The following is an 18280-nucleotide window of genomic DNA, read 5'->3' as shown; positions in this document are numbered from 1 at the left end:
TATGTTAGACATGAAATTTGTGAGAATGAATCCAGAGGTTGTAAAGGAAAACATCAAGAAAAAATTCCAGGATGAAAAGCTTCCATTGGTAGATGAGGTTCTGGAATTGGATCAGAAAAACCGTGAGATCAAGCAGGAAGTAGAAGCACTTCGAGCTGACAGAAATAAAATTTCCAAAGAAATCGGCGCTTGTATGGCACAGGGAAGAAAAGAAGATGCAGAAGAGCTGAAGAAAAAAGTAGCTGAAAATGCGGATCGTGTGGAAAAGTTATCTGCAGAAGAGAAAGAAGTAGAAGCAAAGATCAAAAAGATTATGATGACAATTCCAAATATCATTGATCCAAGCGTACCGATTGGAAAAGATGACAGTGAAAATGTGGAAATTCAGAAGTATGGAGAACCGGTAGTTCCGGATTATGAGATTCCATATCACACAGAGATTATGGAAAGCTTTAACGGTATTGATTTGGAAAGTGCAGGAAAAGTTGCGGGAAATGGATTTTATTATTTGATGGGAGACATCGCAAGATTACACTCTGCAGTCCTTTCTTATGCAAGAGACTTTATGATTGGAAGAGGATTTACTTATTGTATTCCTCCATTTATGATCAGAAGCAATGTGGTAACGGGAGTTATGAGCTTTGCAGAGATGGATGCAATGATGTATAAGATCGAAGGAGAGGATCTGTATCTGATCGGTACGAGTGAGCATTCTATGATTGGAAAATTCATTGATACAATGCTGACAGAAGATCAGCTTCCACAGACACTGACCAGCTATTCTCCATGTTTCCGTAAGGAAAAGGGAGCACATGGAATTGAAGAGCGTGGAGTTTACAGAATCCATCAGTTTGAAAAGCAGGAAATGATTGTAGTATGTAAGCCAGAAGAAAGCAAGAAATGGTATGATGTGCTGTGGCAGAATACGGTTGATTTATTCCGTTCTATGGATATCCCGGTTCGTACATTGGAGTGCTGCTCTGGCGACTTGGCAGATTTGAAAGTGAAATCCTGTGATGTTGAGGCGTGGTCTCCGAGACAGAAGAAGTATTTTGAGGTAGGAAGCTGTTCTAATCTTGGAGATGCTCAGGCAAGACGTCTTGGAATTCGCGTAAAGGGAGAAGACGGAAAATACTTTGCTCACACATTAAACAATACAGTAGCAGCTCCGCCGAGAATGTTAATTGCATTCCTTGAGAATAATCTGCAGGAAGATGGATCTGTGAAGATTCCGGAAGTATTACAGCCATATATGGGCGGAATGACAAAATTGACACCAAAGAAATAGATTGAATTTAGAATAAAAATTATAGGAAAACAAATATGCATCAATACCTGAAATCCATAGGATTTGGACTAGTAAAAGGGAAAAAAGCGCAAAAAGAAGTGATCAGAGATACCAGAGATTCCTTTACCCAGTACGATCTGGTTTCACAGGGAGAGGAAGATTTCTGTGAATACCGAAAAGAATACGCACCAGGAATTGGAATATCTCTGTATGGGACTTTGGAGAAGGATGAGATCTTTTCACCAGACTATTATTGTCCATATTTGATTGGTACTGGGGTGACATCCTATGCAGATATTTTTGTTGAACAACGTATCGATAAGGATTCTTATGTGGGAATCTGTGAAGAGCCAAAAGTGGGAATTAATTTGATTTTCACATTGCAGAATATCATGGAGTATAAGAAGGAAGTACAGCGAAAGGGTGCGTCTATTCGTTATAAATCTGTGACATTATCAGGGCTTGGGAACAAAGGAACAATACTGCTTCCTATCAAAAAGAATGAAGAACAGCAGAAGAAGCAGCAGGAAGATGTTCATAACCGCATGATGTTGATGAGTGCAGCAAAAAATGGAGATCCGCAGGCGATGGAAAGCTTGACCCTGGAAGATATCGATACGTATTCCAAAGTATCCAGACGCCTTGCATCAGAAGATGTATTCAGTATTGTGGAAAGCTATTTAATGCCTTATGGAGTGGAATGCGATTGCTATTCGGTACTGGGAGAAATCCTGGAATTGTATGAAGTGGAGAATGAACTGACCACAGAATCTCTTTATATTATGAAATTAGAGGTCAATGGACTGCAGTTTGATGTCTGCGTGCCAGCGGCGGGATTGACTGGTGAGCCAAAGGAAGGAAGAAGGTTTAAAGGTGTTGTCTGGATGCAGGGAAGAATTAATTTTTAATTAGATTTAATGGAAAAGGTTCCGTAAATGTTTCAATAAAAGTTCAATAGAAGGAGGAGATCAGTAATTGATCCCCTCCTTTACAATAAGGTGATTTTATGATAAAATAACCATGCTTTAAAAATTGATATTTGTTTCCTTAGTTAAATGGATATAACAAGCGCCTCCTAAGCGCTAGTTGTGGGTTCGATTCCCGCAGGAAACGTTCGAAAAAAAGACGGTTTTCAGAATGTGGAAGAAGTAGATTTGATATCTACTTCTTTTTTTGAAGCCAAATTCTTTGGATGTCGGGATTTTTGCACAGCTATCTATTGTAAAATGATAACATCAAAAGAGGAAATATGTAGGAGGAAAGAGTATGTTTTTACCAGGAATTACTTTGCTTTTTGTCGGAAGTTATGTTTTGAAATTAATAAGAAATGAATAAGGAACATCATTATTTTGGAATTAGAATGAAAGAGCAAAAGGAGGCAGGGCAATGAGTAAGATTTATTTTACATTGACAGGAACAAAACACTATTTTGGAAAAGAATTATTTGAAGGACTTGGGAAAATAGGATATGTGGCAAACAGTTCTTATACGGTAATCGGTGATTCTATGAGTGCTGGAAGAATCTACGAGATACTGCAAAAGCAAAAGTAGTGCTGGGCACTGATTACGGAATTATTTGTCGCTTAGGTAAGAAGTGCCTTCTGGAAAACAAAAAGAAACTTGAAAAATCAGAAACGGAAATCGATGAATAAAGAAACTCTTTTATTAGAAGATGCAGGATTGAATCCGTAAGAGTTTGATTTTTAAGTAAAATTAAAATGTAACGTGCAAGAAGAAGGAGAAAATATGTTTTACTTAGTTATTGATTTGGAAATGTGTAAAGTGCCAAGATACTATGGGGAAAGAACTTACAAATATGCAAATGAAACAATACAGATCGGAGCTGTTCTTCTAGACGAAGATTTTAAAAGGCTTGGAACACTTACCCAATACGTGCACCCTGAATTTGGAGTAATTGATCATTTTATTGAAAGATTAACAGGTATCAGAAATAGCCAGCTAAAAAATGTTCCGAAGCTACAAGAAGCTTTATTACATATGTTGAATTGGATTGGAGACCGCGAGTATAAAATATATGCATGGAGTGAATCGGATAGAGATCAGATCTTGCATGAAATAAAAGCAAAGAAAATTGACGACACAAGAATTACATCTTTTGTTGAGAAAGAAAAATGGATCGATTATCAGTCTGTATTTATGAAACGCTTTGGTTTGAATCGACAGATCAGCTTGGCAGAAGCATTAGAGCGAGCAGAGATAGAACCAGGAGGGAAATTTCATGACGGATTGGATGATGCAGTTAATACGGGAGATTTGATTAAAAAGTTGACACTAAATCCAGAATATCAATTAAGTCAGTATGAACTTCCAGAAGAGGAATCAAAACCACTTTCTAGTACATTAGGAGAACTGTTTTCAGGGTTGGATTTACAATTTGCATGATAATACAACATCGAATATATTTTAAATAGTAATATGGTATTTTCACTACATTTTGTGCGGGAAGATACCATATATTTGTTTTATCTATGGTATACTGAAAAAAAGGATGGAAATAAGAAGTGTTAGGTTTTGTCCAGGAGAAAAGATTAAGATGAGGTGATTCCTATGGCTTCTTTTGATCAGAAGCTCCCTACTTTATATTTAATGGAAATCCTTCTGGAACGTACGGATGACGAACATATGCTCAATGCATCAGAGTTATGTACGATTCTGAAACAGGAATACGGTATCAGTACGGATCGAAGAACAATTTATACAGAGATGGAGATCCTTGATAAATTTGGACTGGATATCCAACAGAAGAAAGGAAAGAATCCAGGGTACTATATTGGTGCCAGAGATTTTGAACTGCCGGAGTTAAAGCTTCTAGTAGATGCGGTGCAGTCTTCCAAATTTATTACAGAGAAGAAATCAAAAGAATTGATACAAAAATTGGAGAAGCTTTGTTGTAAGACAGATGTGGAAATGCTTTCCAAATACGTTTTTATTGTGAACCGTCCGAAAACGGAAAATGAGACGGTTTATTACAACGTGGATTATATCCATAATGCCATTTACGAGAATAAAGAAATTACGTTCCAGTACACAGAGTGGACGATTAAAAAGGAATTCAAATTAAAAAAGAATGGCGCTTTCTATGTTGTCAGTCCATGGGCACTGACCTGGGATGACGAAAATTATTATCTGGTAGCTTATGATGCAACAGTCGGAATTATTAAACATTATCGTGTGGATAAGATGCAGCATACAAAGATTCTGGAAACGGACCGAAAAGGGGAAGAATCCTTCAAAAATTTTGATCTGGCTGCATTTGTAAAGAAAACCTTTGGAATGTATGGCGGTGTAGATGCGGAGGTTACGCTGGAATGCAGGAACGAATTAGCCGGTGTTATGCTTGATCGTTTTGGCCATGATGTGTGGATGATTCCCCAGGGCGAAGATCATTTTAAAATCAAAGTACTTGTATCGGTAAGCCCACAATTCTTTGGCTGGATCACAGGAATTGGAGCCGGGATGAAGATTATCGGACCGGAACATGTGAAACAGCAGTATAAAGAATATTTGCTCGATGTGCTGGAAAATTATTAATCTGCTTTAATCATTCTGGCAATAGCTGATGGGCTACTTTGAAAATAAAAAACTGCCAGTAGAATTAACTACTGGCAGGAAAAGAATACATATTATCTTTTATATTTTTTTCTAAATGTCATAATGGCAAATGCTAAGATTACCATCAAAGAGAGACTCATAAGTACAGATAAGGAAGCAACGGCATTCTGATCAGCTGTTTTAACTGTACCGGCTTTATCGGTTTTTGTCGGCTTTTTATTGTCTTTGTCGGTGTTTCCTGGCTTCTTATTGTCATCGTCTGGTGAGGTAGGTGGTGTAATTTCTGCCTTCTTCTCAAAGATTGCGTAAATGGTAATGTCGCCTGTAATTGCAGTTTCAGCTGTGAATGCTTCTCCGCTTCCGTCTTTCTTTGTATTCCATCCTTTGAATACGTAGCCGTCTTTTACAGGGGCTTTCGGCATCTTAGCGCCGAGTTTACCTTCTTTGCTGCTGACGATGATCTGACTGGTTTTACCATCTACATCTGTTGTAACGGTATAGTTTACGGTTTTCTTGGTTGCATAAAGCTTTACATAGTCTGTTGCAATGTTGTTAAGTTCGATTGGTTCGCCATCCAGTGTATAGGTATCAAGATCGCTATAAAGGAAGGTGTATTCTGGTTTTTCCAGTTCGTATCCCTGATCAGCCAGAAGTTTTTCGATTCTTTCATCCCCAAGCGTGTATTCTTTATTCAGGAAAGCGTAGAACAGGCCACCGATGTCGGTCAGTTTTCCTGAAGAACTTACATACTGCAGGATTTTGCCAGTCTCACGATCGAGAACTTTGTAACGAATATCCAGACGAGCTACCGGTTCAAATGAGATGGTATAGGTCTCATCTTTTTCTGGTTTGAAAGAGAGATAACTGATCGGTTTTCCAGTTCCATCTTTCCAAGTCAGGAATTGGCAATTCTTGGTAGCCTGGTATTTCGGGAATCTAACAGTGTTACCTCCGGTTACAGTAACCTGGATCTCATCTACCGGATTCTTTTTGTCTAAAAGTTTACCATACCGTGGATCTTCTACCCGGAAGGTTGTGGTATATGTTGCTCTTTTAAAGTAGGCTGTATAGGTTTCATCGGTTTCACCAACCTCTACGGCCTCACCTAATTCTACTTTTTGTCCGGCGCTGTTTTTCCAGCAATCGAATTCATAATATGTGATTGGATTGGTGGTAGGTACCGGAACGGTGGTTCCGACTTCCACATTTTCGTGAATGATTGGTGGATTGATGTTGCTGGCTCCATTTAGGAAACCGTTTCCTGCTGATTTGAAGGTAACGGTTGAAGTTTTTACGTCTTTTGTAGCATAAAGTTTTACATAATCTGTTTCAATGTTGTTAAGCTCAATTGCTTCTCCGTTCAGTGTGTAGGTATTAAGATCATTGTACAGGAAGGAGTACTGCGGACTCTCTAAATGGTATCCGATTCCTTCTAATTTCGTTAATAAGGAATCATATACGATCTCATAAGGTGTATTAAGAAGACCTTTAAAAGAACCGCCGACATCTACGGTATTACCGGAAGAATTTTCATACTGAAGAACTTCACCGGTTGCACGGTCATATACTTTGTATTTAAATTGGAGAGCGTTTTTTGGTTTAAATACAGCTGTGTAAGTAGCATTTTCTTTTGCTGTAATATTAGTATAACCAATTTCTTTTCCCTCAGGGTCTTTCCAGGTATCAAATTCGCAATTTTTGACCGGCTGCAACTGAGAGCCACTAGGGAAGCGAACGTTCTTTTTTCCCTGTGCTTGAATCTGAATTTCGGAAACAGGCTGTCCGTCTTTTGCTAATGTTCCGTACTTTTCATTTTCAGATCGGAATGTGATGGTATAGTTGCCTAATGCAAAGTATGCGGTATAGGTTTCGTCTGCCTCGCCTACGGTTACGGTATTGCCTAATTCCACTTTTTGTCCGGCACTGTTTTTCCAATAAGTAAATTCGTAAGCTGTGATTGGATTGGTGCTAGGTACAGGAACGGTGGTTCCAACTTCCACATTTTCGTAAACGATTGGCGGATAGACGCTGCTGGTTCCATTTAGGTAGCCGTTTCCTGCGGACTTAAATGTGATGGTTGCAGTCTGTTTCTGCGGATCTGCAGCAGGTACAGCATTCCCCGGTTCCCCTGCCGGTGTATTTGTACCGATTTCTGCGTTAGCCTCCGGCGTTGCTGCTGGAGCGGAAGGCGCTGCTTCTATATTATTAGGAGAAGCAGGAGTACTGCCGCTGTCTGGTGCAGGAGTGCTTTCGGTGTTTGCATCTGTAGCTGCTCCAGGTTTTGTTAGATTTTCTGTAGAAGCTGCTGGCTGATTGGTTTCTGTTTGGCTCGGTGTCGGTACTTGAATCTGTTCTGTACTTTCCGGAGCTGTTACCCCTGGTTCCGCTGCCAAGGCTGGCATTGCCGTTGTGAGAATCATCATCGCTGAGAGGATGATTGCCAACAGTCTTCTTTTCACGTGTTTCATAAAATAACCTCCCTTGCAAAAAAAATTTAGACGGCACGGTCTATATGAAGATAGTATCATCTATTGATGAAATGTACAATATGTACAAACGATGGATTTATCATCTTTTTTTTTGTGCAATTTTAATAAATAATAAGGGGCTGGAGTTACATTCGGGACGGAGTTTTTTTCATTTGTACACGTCCCCGATTGCTCCGAGGAATTTAAAAATTTTCAACATTTCCCACAAATTATTGCATTTATGTGGAAAACCGAATGTCGTATGATATGTAATAGGAAATTATATTTTATAGAGGAGGGCAATGTATGAGAAAAAGAAAATGTCTTGCACTCATTCTGGCCGCTGCCATGATCGGTGGTTCGGGATATTTGGGTGCAGGAATTACCCCTGGCATGGACAGGGCAAACGCCGCAGAGGAAGAACCTTCATTATTAGCAGAGTTTACGTTTGATGATGAAGAAACAGGATTTTCCGGCGGTCAGGCAAAAGCATCCGGTGGGCATACTCTGACGGACAGTTATGAGGAAAATGCAGGAAAGGCGCTGCATCTTGACGGGACAGCGAATCAGTGGCTGGCCGTAACGAATAACGAAGGAGAAAGTCTTCTGACCGGAGTGGAGGAACTGACGATTTCTTATGATATTAAGAATGAGAGGACGCAGACCAACTGGGCTGTGTATGCGGCGCAGCGCGCAGGCAGCTGGGAGTATGGTCAGGAGCATTATATTGGATTTCTTCATAATGGTGGAAATCTGACGGTGGAGCGTTACAATAATACAAACGGAAGCCGGCCGTCCAGTCCATCTGCAAAAGTTGGAGAAGAGTGGACACACGTAGATGCTGTGTTAAGTAAGACCAATACGACTATTTATGTAAATGGTGTAGAAAAGTCAAGTGTAGAAAGTGCTTACACGATTCCGGAGCTTTTGGGAGAGAACAGCATTTTACAGATTGGAAAGGCAGACTGGGGTAGTGGAGAATATACCAAGGCGTCCATGGATAATCTAAAGATTTATGGACAGGCTCTTTCCAAAGACCAGATTGAGAAGCAGGTACCAGACTATTTTGTAAATCAGGAATTGGAAAGATTAAAGAATAGCCTGAAAGAAGTTGTATTAGATAATGAGACAGCAACTCTTTCCAGTTATGAAGGAATGGTAACGTGGAAATCCTCTATGCCGCAGATCGTAGTGCAGGAAGATGGATGTACCGTAAAAGTTCAGCAGCCGGTAAATGGAGAAGAAGCGCTTAAGGGCATGCTGACAGCAGTACTTCATGTATTAGGAAGAACAGAAGAGATAGAGGTTCCGGTGACGATCAAACCACAGTATGCGCCAACCGATCAGTATGGATATCTGATGGTGCATTTTGTAGAAGATAGTCAGGGGTATGCAGAGAAAATTTATCTGGATATTTCCAGAGGAGATAATCCGGAACAGTGGGACCCGTTAAATGGAAGAAAACCGATTCTTACTTCCAACCTTGGAACAACAGGAGTAAGAGATCCATTTATTACTTATAATCCGGAGACTCAGACTTATTATATTATTGCGACAGATCTTCGTGTATTTGGCGGAGACAACGCAGGCTGGGGAGAATGGCAGAAAAATTACAGTACGAAAATGAATGTATGGGAGTCGAAAGACTTAATTACATGGTCCGATGTGCGTCAGTTTGATGTTGTTCAGAATATGGACGGAGAAAAGCTGGCTAATCTCGGTATGATGTGGGCGCCGGAGACTACTTGGGTAGAGGACTATTATGGAGAAGGAAAAGGTGCATTTGTTGTATATTGGACTTCTCATCGGTATGCAGACGAAGCGCAGACGCAGTCTCTTGGAGCTGACATTATGTGGGGAGTAACCACTGATTTCACCCAGGAAACCTGGGAGTTTGGAGGAATGTTCCTGGAGGGTGGAAACGCAGGATGGATTGATACAAATATTATCCGTGATGGAGAAAAGACGTATCACATTACCAAGAGTAATGCAGAAGAGATTATTATGGAAGTGACTACGGCAAAAGACTGGTGGAATTATGAGACGACAGAATGGACGAGAGTGCAGAGTCATATCGGTCAGAGCAGATTTGGAGCTGTAGAAGGTCCGGCATCATTTAAGGATCATTCTCAGGAAAACAGATGGTATCTCTTTGTTGATGATCTTCCGACACCGGGATATCAGCCGATGATCTCGACAGATTTGTCTAAGGGATTTGAGTATCTTGACAGCCCAGATTATTTCCTGACAACACATACCAAACATGGTGGAGTTATTTCTTTGACTAAAGCTCAGTATGATGCGATCAGAAATGCAGATGCGGTGTCGGCAGTACAGGAAGATCTTGGAGTAGCTGAGGTTGAGGAAGGTACCGACGAAGCGGGAATGAAAGAAGTTCTTCCGAAGACAGCGGAAGTGAATCTTGCGTACAATATGGGAACCTCAAACCTTCCGGTAGTATGGGATACAGCTGGTGTTGATACAGAGAAAGTAGGAACTTATGATATTATCGGAACGGTACAGTCTATTAGCGCGAACAAAGATCAGTGGGTTGGAAAAGATGGTTCCACAAGCTATCTTGCAGAAGATAAGGAGCTTTACAGTTCTGCGCCTATCCAGGTGACAATGAAGGTTCAAGTCAAGGAGAAAGAAGATCCGGGTGTAGATCCGGACGGCGGCGACCAGGGTGGCGACAACCAAGGCGGAGATAACCAGGGCGGTTCCAATGATGGAAAGCCTGATGACAGTCAGAATACTGGAAAACCGGGCAATGGAAGCCAGAGCACAGGTCAGCCGGCGAAAAAGCCAACTGCTGGAAAAGTAAAGACTGGGGATACCACTGATATGGTTATTTGGATGGTATTGTTGGGTGTGTGTGCGGCAAGCGGCGCAGCAGTAATTACCAGACGGAAACGTAGTTAAAATGAAATAGAGATAATTTTGAGAGGGATGAGGTCGTTTCGCATAGGCGAAAGGACCTCATTTTTCTGAGCAAAAAAGAAGGAGAGAAGGCGTAAGCCTTAACCCTCCTTGTGAAATTTCTCTTTTGCTTTTTCAATGACTTCTTCGGCTGCATCTTGAATATCAGCCGCCATTTCCTTAGTTTTGCCAATTGTCTGGTCGAGAATTCCTTCTGCCTGCATTTTTTCATTGTCCGTAAGATCGCCGAACGTCTTCTTTACTTTGCCTTTGATCTGATCTGTAAAACCTCTGTCTTTCATTTGAATCCTCCTCTATCTGTTTTTTGAAATTTAATTTTGCAAAAAATCATGTATGGCGACGACTGTCAGTCAATATAATTATGACCTTAGAAGTGGATAAATATACAGGTAAATGAACAAAGGATGGAAAAGAAGGAGGCTTTATGGTAGAATAAATCGCATAGGGGATAGAAGAGTTTGAAATCGGAGGAAGGAATGTATGAGGAGAGGTGTAAGACTGCTGTCGGCAAGTCTGATGCTTATTTTTTCTTTATCCATGGGAATGACAGCGCATGCGACCAGAGAGAATGGGACAGAGAACGCTGAAGAGGCGCAGATGCCGGAAGAGGAATTAACGCCAGAAGAACAGGCGCGGAAGGCGTTGGAAGATGCATATGCAATTCCGGTGGAGTCAAATGGGATTAAAAATTGGCCGCAGGGACCGGGAACCTATGGAGATGCAGCAATTGTGATGGAGGCGGGAACCGGTGCAATTCTTTATGCAAAGAATATAGACGCGCAGGAATATCCGGCCAGTATTACGAAGCTTTTGACAACGTTGATTGCGTTAGAGAACGGGGAAATGGACGATACGGTAACATTTTCCCATGATAGTATTGCATGTATTCAGCCGGGAGATTCGGCAATTGGAATGAAAGAAGGTAATCAGCTTACACTGGAACAGGGATTATATGCAACCCTTCTTGCATCCGCAAATGAGGTAGCTTATGCGGTAGGAGAAAGTGTGGGAGTTAATGCGGGACATGATTATTCTTGGTTTTTGGAGCAGATGAATGCAAAATGTCGAGAGCTTGGCGGTGAGAATTCTAACTTTGTGAATACCAGTGGATTGCATGACCCAAATCATTATACTTGCGCTAGAGATATGGCATTAATTGGGCGAGAATTATTCAAATATCCGGAATTTTTTGCTATGGCTCAGACATTAAATTATACGATTCTGGCATCGGAGACGACAGAAGAGCATATTTTTCAGCAGCATCATAAGATGATGATGCCAGGAAACAAGAATTATTATGAATATGTGATTGGCGGAAAGACCGGATTTACTTCAGATGCATTGTCCACGTTGGTGACGATGACAGATAATGGGGATATGAAGCTTATCTGTGTGGTGCTTCGGACCCAGACCGGAAATACATATTCGGATACCCGGAATCTATGTGAGTATGTTTACAGTAATTTCCAGAAAGTTAAGGTTGCAGGACTGGAAGAATCTAAAGATGTGAAAAAGATTTTGGATGAAGAAGAGACTGGCTATGTGGTACTTCCACAGGGAATCGAATTTCAAGATTTGAAGATGGAACTTGAGCCGGATGGAGGAACCAGCGATAAGGCAACTTTGACTTATACCTATGAGGGAAATGTCGTAGGATCCGTAAGAGCGAAATTAAGTGATGAATATCTTGACGAGCATGGAGCGAAGTTAAAAAAGATTTCAACCAAAAAAGAAGAAGAGAAAAATGAAAAGGGATGGACGCTGAAAGAGAAGATTTTGGCGGTTTGCATTGTGGTGAGTATTCTTCTTATTCTTCTTTTTATCTGGATGTTGATTCGAAGAAATCGTCGCCGGAGACGCGCACGCAGAATTGCACAGAGAAGAAGGCGCAGACAAGCCATGGAACAGCGGGAAAGAAATCCTAGGAGAAATTCCAGAAGGTAGAAAAAAGCCTTGACGGGTTTAGTGTTTTCTTACTATAATATAGCGTGTATACAGATAATAATGATGACGGAGACAGTAAGGTATATCAGAACGGCATAGCGAACCGGAGATGGTGAAAGCCCGGTGCAAGTAAGAGATATCTGAATATCACTCCCGAGTTGCAGTCGCCGAAAAGAATTGCAGAGGATATCGACTTATTTCTAAGTAGGCCCTGTCGGAATTCCCCCGTTATAGGGAAGGCATATGTTAGTATGTTTAGGTGGTTTATAAACGGTAGTAGAACTTCCGTCCTATTCAGGACGGAAGTTTTTTTGTTCCAGTGTGGATAAAAGTATAGATAAGTATGTGAATTCCACAAGGGACAGGGTATTTTTAATTTGGGACGGAGTTTTTTTCATTTGTACACGTCCCCGAAGGAGGATTTCAATGTATAAAAAGGTTTCAACGGACTTGAATTTTGTAGACAGAGAAAAAGCGACCGAGAAGTTCTGGGAAGAAAATCAGATCTTTGAGAAGAGTATGAAGGAACGTGAAGGCAACGAGATGTATATGTTCTATGATGGACCGCCGACAGCGAACGGTAAACCGCATATCGGACATGTGCTGACGCGTGTCATCAAGGATATGATTCCAAGATACCGCACCATGAAAGGGTATGAGGTACCGAGAAAGGCCGGATGGGATACTCACGGTTTACCGGTAGAATTGGAAGTGGAGAAACTTCTTGGACTTGACGGCAAAGAGCAGATCGAGGAATACGGTCTGGAGCCATTTATTGATAAATGTAAGGAAAGTGTGTGGAAATACAAAGGAATGTGGGAAGACTTCTCCGGAACCGTTGGTTTCTGGGCGGACATGGAGAATCCATATGTAACCTATCACAATGATTTTATTGAATCAGAGTGGTGGGCATTAAAGCAGATTTGGGATAAAGGGCTTCTGTATAAAGGATTTAAGATCGTACCTTATTGCCCAAGATGTGGAACCCCTCTTTCTGCACAGGAAGTTGCACAGGGGTACAAGGATGTAAAGGAACGCTCTGCTATCGTAAGATTTAAAGTGGTTGGAGAAGATGCATATTTTCTGGCATGGACTACGACACCATGGACATTGCCGTCCAACATCGGTCTCTGTGTAAATCCAGAGGAAGATTATGCCAAAGTAAAGGCAGCAGACGGATACGTTTATTATATGGCGTGTGCGCTTCTTGATACAGTTCTTGGCAAGCTTGCAAAGGAAACGGAAGATGGAGAGGCTGTACCGGCATATGAAGTGCTGGAAACATACAAAGGAAAAGATCTGGAATACAAGGAATATGAGCCGCTTTATCAGTGTGCGGCAGACTGTGCCACAAAGCAGAATAAGAAGGCATTTTTCATTACTTGTGATACCTATGTAACATTGACAGATGGTACTGGTGTGGTTCATATTGCACCTGCATTTGGTGAAGATGATGCGAAGGTTGGCCGTAAGTATGATATGCCATTTGTACAGCTGGTTGATGAGAAGGGAAATATGGGAGAGACCACTCCATTTGCGGGCTTATTCGTAAAGAAGGCGGATCCGGAAGTGTTGAAAGATCTGGAAGAAAGAGGACTTCTTTTTGAAGCTCCGAATTTTGAGCATAGCTATCCGCACTGCTGGAGATGTGATACGCCACTTATCTACTATGCACGTGAATCTTGGTTTATCAATATGACGGCAGTAAAGGATGACCTGATTGCGAATAATAATACGATCAACTGGATTCCGGAAAGTATCGGTAAAGGACGTTTTGGTGACTGGCTGGAGAACGTTCAGGATTGGGGAATCAGCCGAAACCGTTACTGGGGAACCCCACTGAACATCTGGGAATGTGAGTGCGGACACCAGCATTCTATCGGAAGTATTGCAGAATTAAAAGAAATGTCCGATAACTGTCCAGATGATATTGAACTTCACCGTCCATATATCGATGACGTAACGATTCGTTGTCCGAAATGTGGCAAGCCGATGCATCGTGTACCGGAAGTAATTGACTGTTGGTTTGACAGTGGTTCCATGCCATTTGCTCAGCACCACTATCCATTTGAGAATAAAGAATTGTTTGAAAAACAGTTCCCGGCAGATTTCATTTCCGAGGCTGTGGACCAGACTCGTGGATGGTTCTACTCCCTGCTGGCAATCTCTACGCTGATCTTCAATAAAGCGCCATATAAGAATGTTATCGTTCTTGGACATGTGCAGGATGAGAATGGTCAGAAGATGAGTAAATCAAAAGGAAATGCGGTCGATCCATTTGATGCTCTGGAAAAATATGGAGCTGATGCAATCCGCTGGTATTTCTATGTTAACAGCGCTCCATGGCTGCCAAATCGTTTCCATGGAAAAGCGGTTGTAGAGGGACAGCGTAAATTCATGGGTACTTTGTGGAATACTTATGCATTCTTTGTACTGTATGCGAATATTGATGAGTTTGACGCAACAAAATATACGTTGGATTATGAAAAATTATCTGTTATGGATAAATGGCTTCTGTCCAAATTAAATACGCTGATTAAGACGGTGGATGATCATCTTGGAAACTATCGGATTCCGGAAGCAGCAAGAGCATTGCAGGATTTCGTAGATGATATGAGTAACTGGTATGTAAGAAGAAGCCGTGAACGCTTCTGGGCAAAGGGAATGGAACAGGATAAGATCAATGCTTATATGACTCTTTATACAGCGCTTGTAGAAGTATGTAAGGTTGCAGCTCCGATGATTCCGTTTATGACAGAAGATATTTATCAGAATCTGGTAAGAAGCATTGATAAGGATGCACCGGAAAGTATCCATTTGTGTGACTTCCCAGTAGCGGATGAAGCACACATTGATCAGGAACTGGAAGCGCATATGGATGAAGTGCTGAAACTGGTTGTTATGGGACGTGCATGTCGAAATACTGCAAACATTAAGAACCGTCAGCCGATCGGCCAGATGTATGTAAAGGCAGAATTTGATCTTCCTGAATTTTATCGGGATATTGTGAAGGAAGAATTGAATGTAAAGAATGTGAAATTTACACAGGACGTACGTGAATTTACTTCTTATACATTTAAGCCACAGTTAAAGACAGTTGGACCTAAATATGGCAAGCTGCTTGGCGGAATCAAAGCGACGCTCTCTTCACTGAATGGAAATGCAGCAATGGATGAACTGAATGAGAAAGAGGCATTGAAGCTTGATATCAATGGTCAGGAAGTAACCTTGTTCCGCGAAGACCTTCTGATTGAATCTGCACAGATGGAAGGTTATGTATCTGAAAATGACAATGGTATTACAGTCGTTTTAGATACCAACTTATCGGAAGAACTCCTGGAGGAAGGCTTTGTACGTGAGATTATCAGTAAAGTACAGACCATGCGTAAGGAAGCAGATTTTGAAGTAATGGATAAGATTGCAATTACGTATGAAGGAACAGAGAAAGCAGAAGCTGTTTTTGCTGATCATGTCTCTGAGATTGGGGAGGAGACTTTGGCAGTATCTGTTGAGAAGAAATCACCAATTGGATATGTAAAAGAGTGGAAAATTAACGGAGAAAACGTAACACTTGGTGTTGAAAAGCAATAATTTGGAAATATGGGGAAGGGATAGAGTTTATATGTATAATCCAAGATTTGAAAAAGAAGCATTTAAAAAGGATGTTACGAATAATATTAAGACGTTGTTTCGTAAAGAACTGCATGAAGCAAATCTGCAGGAATTGTATCAGGCTGTATCTTATGCTGTAAAAGAGGCGATCATTGATGACTGGATTGAGACACAGAAGAAGATCGATAAGGAAGATCCGAAGATAGTGTATTATATGTCCATGGAGTTCCTGATGGGGCGTGCGCTTGGAAACAACTTGATTAATATGACGGCATATAAGGAAGTAAAAGAAGCACTTGATGAACTGGGAATTGATTTAAACATGGTAGAAGACCAAGAGCCGGATCCGGCTCTTGGAAACGGAGGACTTGGCCGTTTGGCAGCATGTTTCTTAGATTCTCTGGCAACGCTTGGTTATGCAGCTTACGGATGCGGAATTCGGTATCGTTACGGAATGTTTAAACAGAAGATTAAAGATGGATATCAGGTAGAGAAGCCAGATAACTGGTTGAAATACGGCAATCCATTTGAACTTAGAAGACCGGAATATGCAAAAGAAATTCGGTTTGGCGGAAATATCCGGGTGGAATATGATGATACCACAGGAAAGACTTTGTTTAAACAGGAAAATTATGAATCCGTATTAGCGGTTCCATACGATTATCCGATTGTTGGATATGGAAATGGACAGGTGAACACACTGCGTATCTGGGATGCAGAGCCAATTGTAGACTTCCAGCTGGAATCTTTTGAACGAGGCGATTATCATAAAGCAGTAGAACAGCAGAATTTGGCAAAAACGATTGTTGAAGTTCTGTATCCAAATGACAATCATTATGCAGGAAAAGAACTTCGTCTGAAACAGCAGTATTTCTTCGTATCTGCGAGTCTTCAGCTTGCAGTAGATAAGTATATGAAGAGTCATGATGATATTCATAAATTGTATGAGAAAGCAACATTCCAGATGAACGATACGCATCCGACGGTAGCGGTTGCAGAGCTTATGAGAATTTTATTAGATGATTATCAGCTTGAATGGAATGAAGCATGGGAGATCACAACAAAAGCCTGTGCATATACGAATCATACGATTATGGCAGAAGCACTTGAGAAATGGCCGATTGATCTATTTTCAAGATTACTTCCGCGTGTGTACCAGATTATCCAGGAAATTGACAGAAGATTTCTTATTAAGGTTCGGGAAATGTATCCTGGAAATGAAGAGAAAGTCAAGAAGATGGCAATTTTAAGAGATGGTCAGGTTAAGATGGCACATCTTGCGATTGTAGCCGGATATTCCGTGAACGGTGTTGCCAGACTTCATACAGAGATTCTGAAGAAACGAGAGCTTCGTGATTTCTATGAGATGATGCCGGAGAAGTTCAATAACAAAACAAATGGTATCACACAGAGACGATTCCTGATGCATGGAAATCCGCTGCTTGCAGATTGGGTAACTGAAAAACTGGGAACAAAAGATTGGATTACAGATCTGTCTTTGATGTCCGGACTTAAAAAATATGCAGAAGATGATGTTGCCAGAGCAGAATTTATGGAAATTAAATTCAAGAATAAAGAGCGCCTGGCAAAATATATCCTGGAGCACAATGGTATCGAAGTAGATCCAAGATCTATTTTTGATGTACAGGTAAAACGTTTGCACGAGTATAAGCGTCAGCTTCTTAACATCCTGCACGTGATGTATCTTTATAATCAGATCAAGCAGCATCCAGAGAAGAGCTTTTATCCAAGAACCTTTATTTTTGGAGCCAAGGCGTCTGCCGGATATGTGCGTGCAAAGGAAATTATTAAACTGATTAACTCTGTTGCAGAGGTGGTTAATAATGATCGCAGCATTAATGGAAAGCTGAAGGTAGTATTTATTGAGGACTACCGCGTATCCAATGCAGAAATGATCTTTGCAGCTGCAGATGTCAGCGAACAGATTTCTACAGCATCTAAGGAAGCATCCGGAACAGGTAATATGAAGTTTATGCTAAATGGTGCACCGACACTTGGAACTATGGACGGAGCCAATGTAGAAATTGTGGAAGAAGTAGGAAGAGAAAACGCGTTTATCTTTGGATTAAGCTCTGATGAGGTTATGAACTATGAGAAGCACGGCGGGTATGATCCATATGAAATCTATAATAATGACCCGGATGTTCGTCGGGTTGTAGATCAGTTGGTGGATGGAACCTATGCAGATGGAGATACGGAGCGCTATCGCGATCTTTACAATTGTCTGCTGAAGAGTACGTCATATGATAAGGCAGATATGTACTTTATTTTGAAAGATTTCCGCTCTTATGCAGATGCACAGGAGCAGGTGGAGAAGGCTTACCGTAATAAAGACGGATGGGCTAAAATGGCATTACTGAATACTGCATGCTGCGGGAAATTCTCGTCAGACAGAACGATTCAGGAATATGTGGATGATATTTGGAAATTATAA

General features: G+C 41.1%; 11 protein-coding genes and 1 tRNA gene. 10 read left to right on the top strand and 2 right to left on the bottom strand.

Translation table 11 applies throughout. The features are described from left to right. The first annotated feature begins 1 nt into the window (after window position 1). From serS to WKT00_RS08465, 6 genes are all read left to right on the top strand, one after another. Window positions 2-1288: a serine--tRNA ligase gene (gene serS / locus WKT00_RS08490; protein ID WP_101695281.1), complete on the top strand. Its 1287-nt coding sequence runs from the start codon at window positions 2-4 to the stop codon at window positions 1286-1288. Window positions 1289-1323: 35 nt separating this feature from the next. After that, window positions 1324-2196, top strand: coding sequence for a DUF3881 family protein (locus tag WKT00_RS08485; RefSeq protein WP_101695280.1), 873 nt, complete (start codon window positions 1324-1326; stop codon window positions 2194-2196). Between the two features lie 133 nt (window positions 2197-2329). Further along, window positions 2330-2401: transfer RNA gene (locus WKT00_RS08480), tRNA-Arg, on the top strand. A gap of 273 nt (window positions 2402-2674) precedes the next feature. Beyond that, window positions 2675-2839, top strand: coding sequence for a hypothetical protein (locus WKT00_RS11820; RefSeq protein WP_445292930.1), 165 nt, complete (start codon window positions 2675-2677; stop codon window positions 2837-2839). A 195-nt stretch (window positions 2840-3034) separates the two neighbouring features. Next, window positions 3035-3691, top strand: coding sequence for an exonuclease domain-containing protein (locus tag WKT00_RS08470; protein ID WP_340262977.1), 657 nt, complete (start codon window positions 3035-3037; stop codon window positions 3689-3691). Between the two features lie 165 nt (window positions 3692-3856). Further along, on the top strand, window positions 3857-4840 hold the full coding sequence (locus WKT00_RS08465; RefSeq protein ID WP_340262974.1) for a helix-turn-helix transcriptional regulator: 984 nt from the start codon (window positions 3857-3859) through the stop codon (window positions 4838-4840). A gap of 92 nt (window positions 4841-4932) precedes the next feature. Here the strand turns inward: WKT00_RS08465 and WKT00_RS08460 are convergent, their stop codons facing one another. Further along, a complete protein-coding gene (locus WKT00_RS08460; protein WP_200816245.1) occupies window positions 4933-7329 on the bottom strand; it encodes an InlB B-repeat-containing protein in 2397 nt (798 codons plus the stop codon). A gap of 306 nt (window positions 7330-7635) precedes the next feature. Between WKT00_RS08460 and WKT00_RS08455 the strand changes: the two genes are divergently transcribed. Further along, window positions 7636-10251, top strand: a complete 2616-nt coding sequence (locus tag WKT00_RS08455; protein WP_101695277.1) for a LamG-like jellyroll fold domain-containing protein — start codon at window positions 7636-7638, stop codon at window positions 10249-10251. A 98-nt stretch (window positions 10252-10349) separates the two neighbouring features. Here WKT00_RS08455 and WKT00_RS08450 read toward each other — a convergent pair whose 3' ends face one another. After that, window positions 10350-10550 (bottom strand): CsbD family protein, encoded by a 201-nt coding sequence (locus tag WKT00_RS08450; protein WP_101695276.1) that lies wholly within the window; start codon window positions 10548-10550, stop codon window positions 10350-10352. A 199-nt stretch (window positions 10551-10749) separates the two neighbouring features. Between WKT00_RS08450 and WKT00_RS08445 the strand changes: the two genes are divergently transcribed. The 3 genes from WKT00_RS08445 (at window position 10750) to WKT00_RS08435 (ending at window position 18280) form a co-directional block, all read left to right on the top strand. After that, the gene (locus WKT00_RS08445) at window positions 10750-12213 is read left to right on the top strand and encodes a D-alanyl-D-alanine carboxypeptidase family protein (protein WP_101695275.1); all 1464 of its coding nucleotides are present in this window, start codon (window positions 10750-10752) and stop codon (window positions 12211-12213) included. A 426-nt stretch (window positions 12214-12639) separates the two neighbouring features. Beyond that, window positions 12640-15804, top strand: a complete 3165-nt coding sequence (gene ileS / locus WKT00_RS08440) for an isoleucine--tRNA ligase (protein WP_340262964.1) — start codon at window positions 12640-12642, stop codon at window positions 15802-15804. A 31-nt stretch (window positions 15805-15835) separates the two neighbouring features. Further along, the gene (locus WKT00_RS08435) at window positions 15836-18280 is read left to right on the top strand and encodes a glycogen/starch/alpha-glucan phosphorylase (RefSeq protein ID WP_101695273.1); all 2445 of its coding nucleotides are present in this window, start codon (window positions 15836-15838) and stop codon (window positions 18278-18280) included.

Origin of the sequence: Dorea sp. ICN-14282, assembly GCF_037890115.1 — a bacterium.
Taxonomy (GTDB): Bacteria; Bacillota; Clostridia; order Lachnospirales; family Lachnospiraceae; genus Dorea_B; species Dorea_B phocaeensis.
This window is presented reverse-complemented; position numbering and strand designations above follow the sequence as displayed.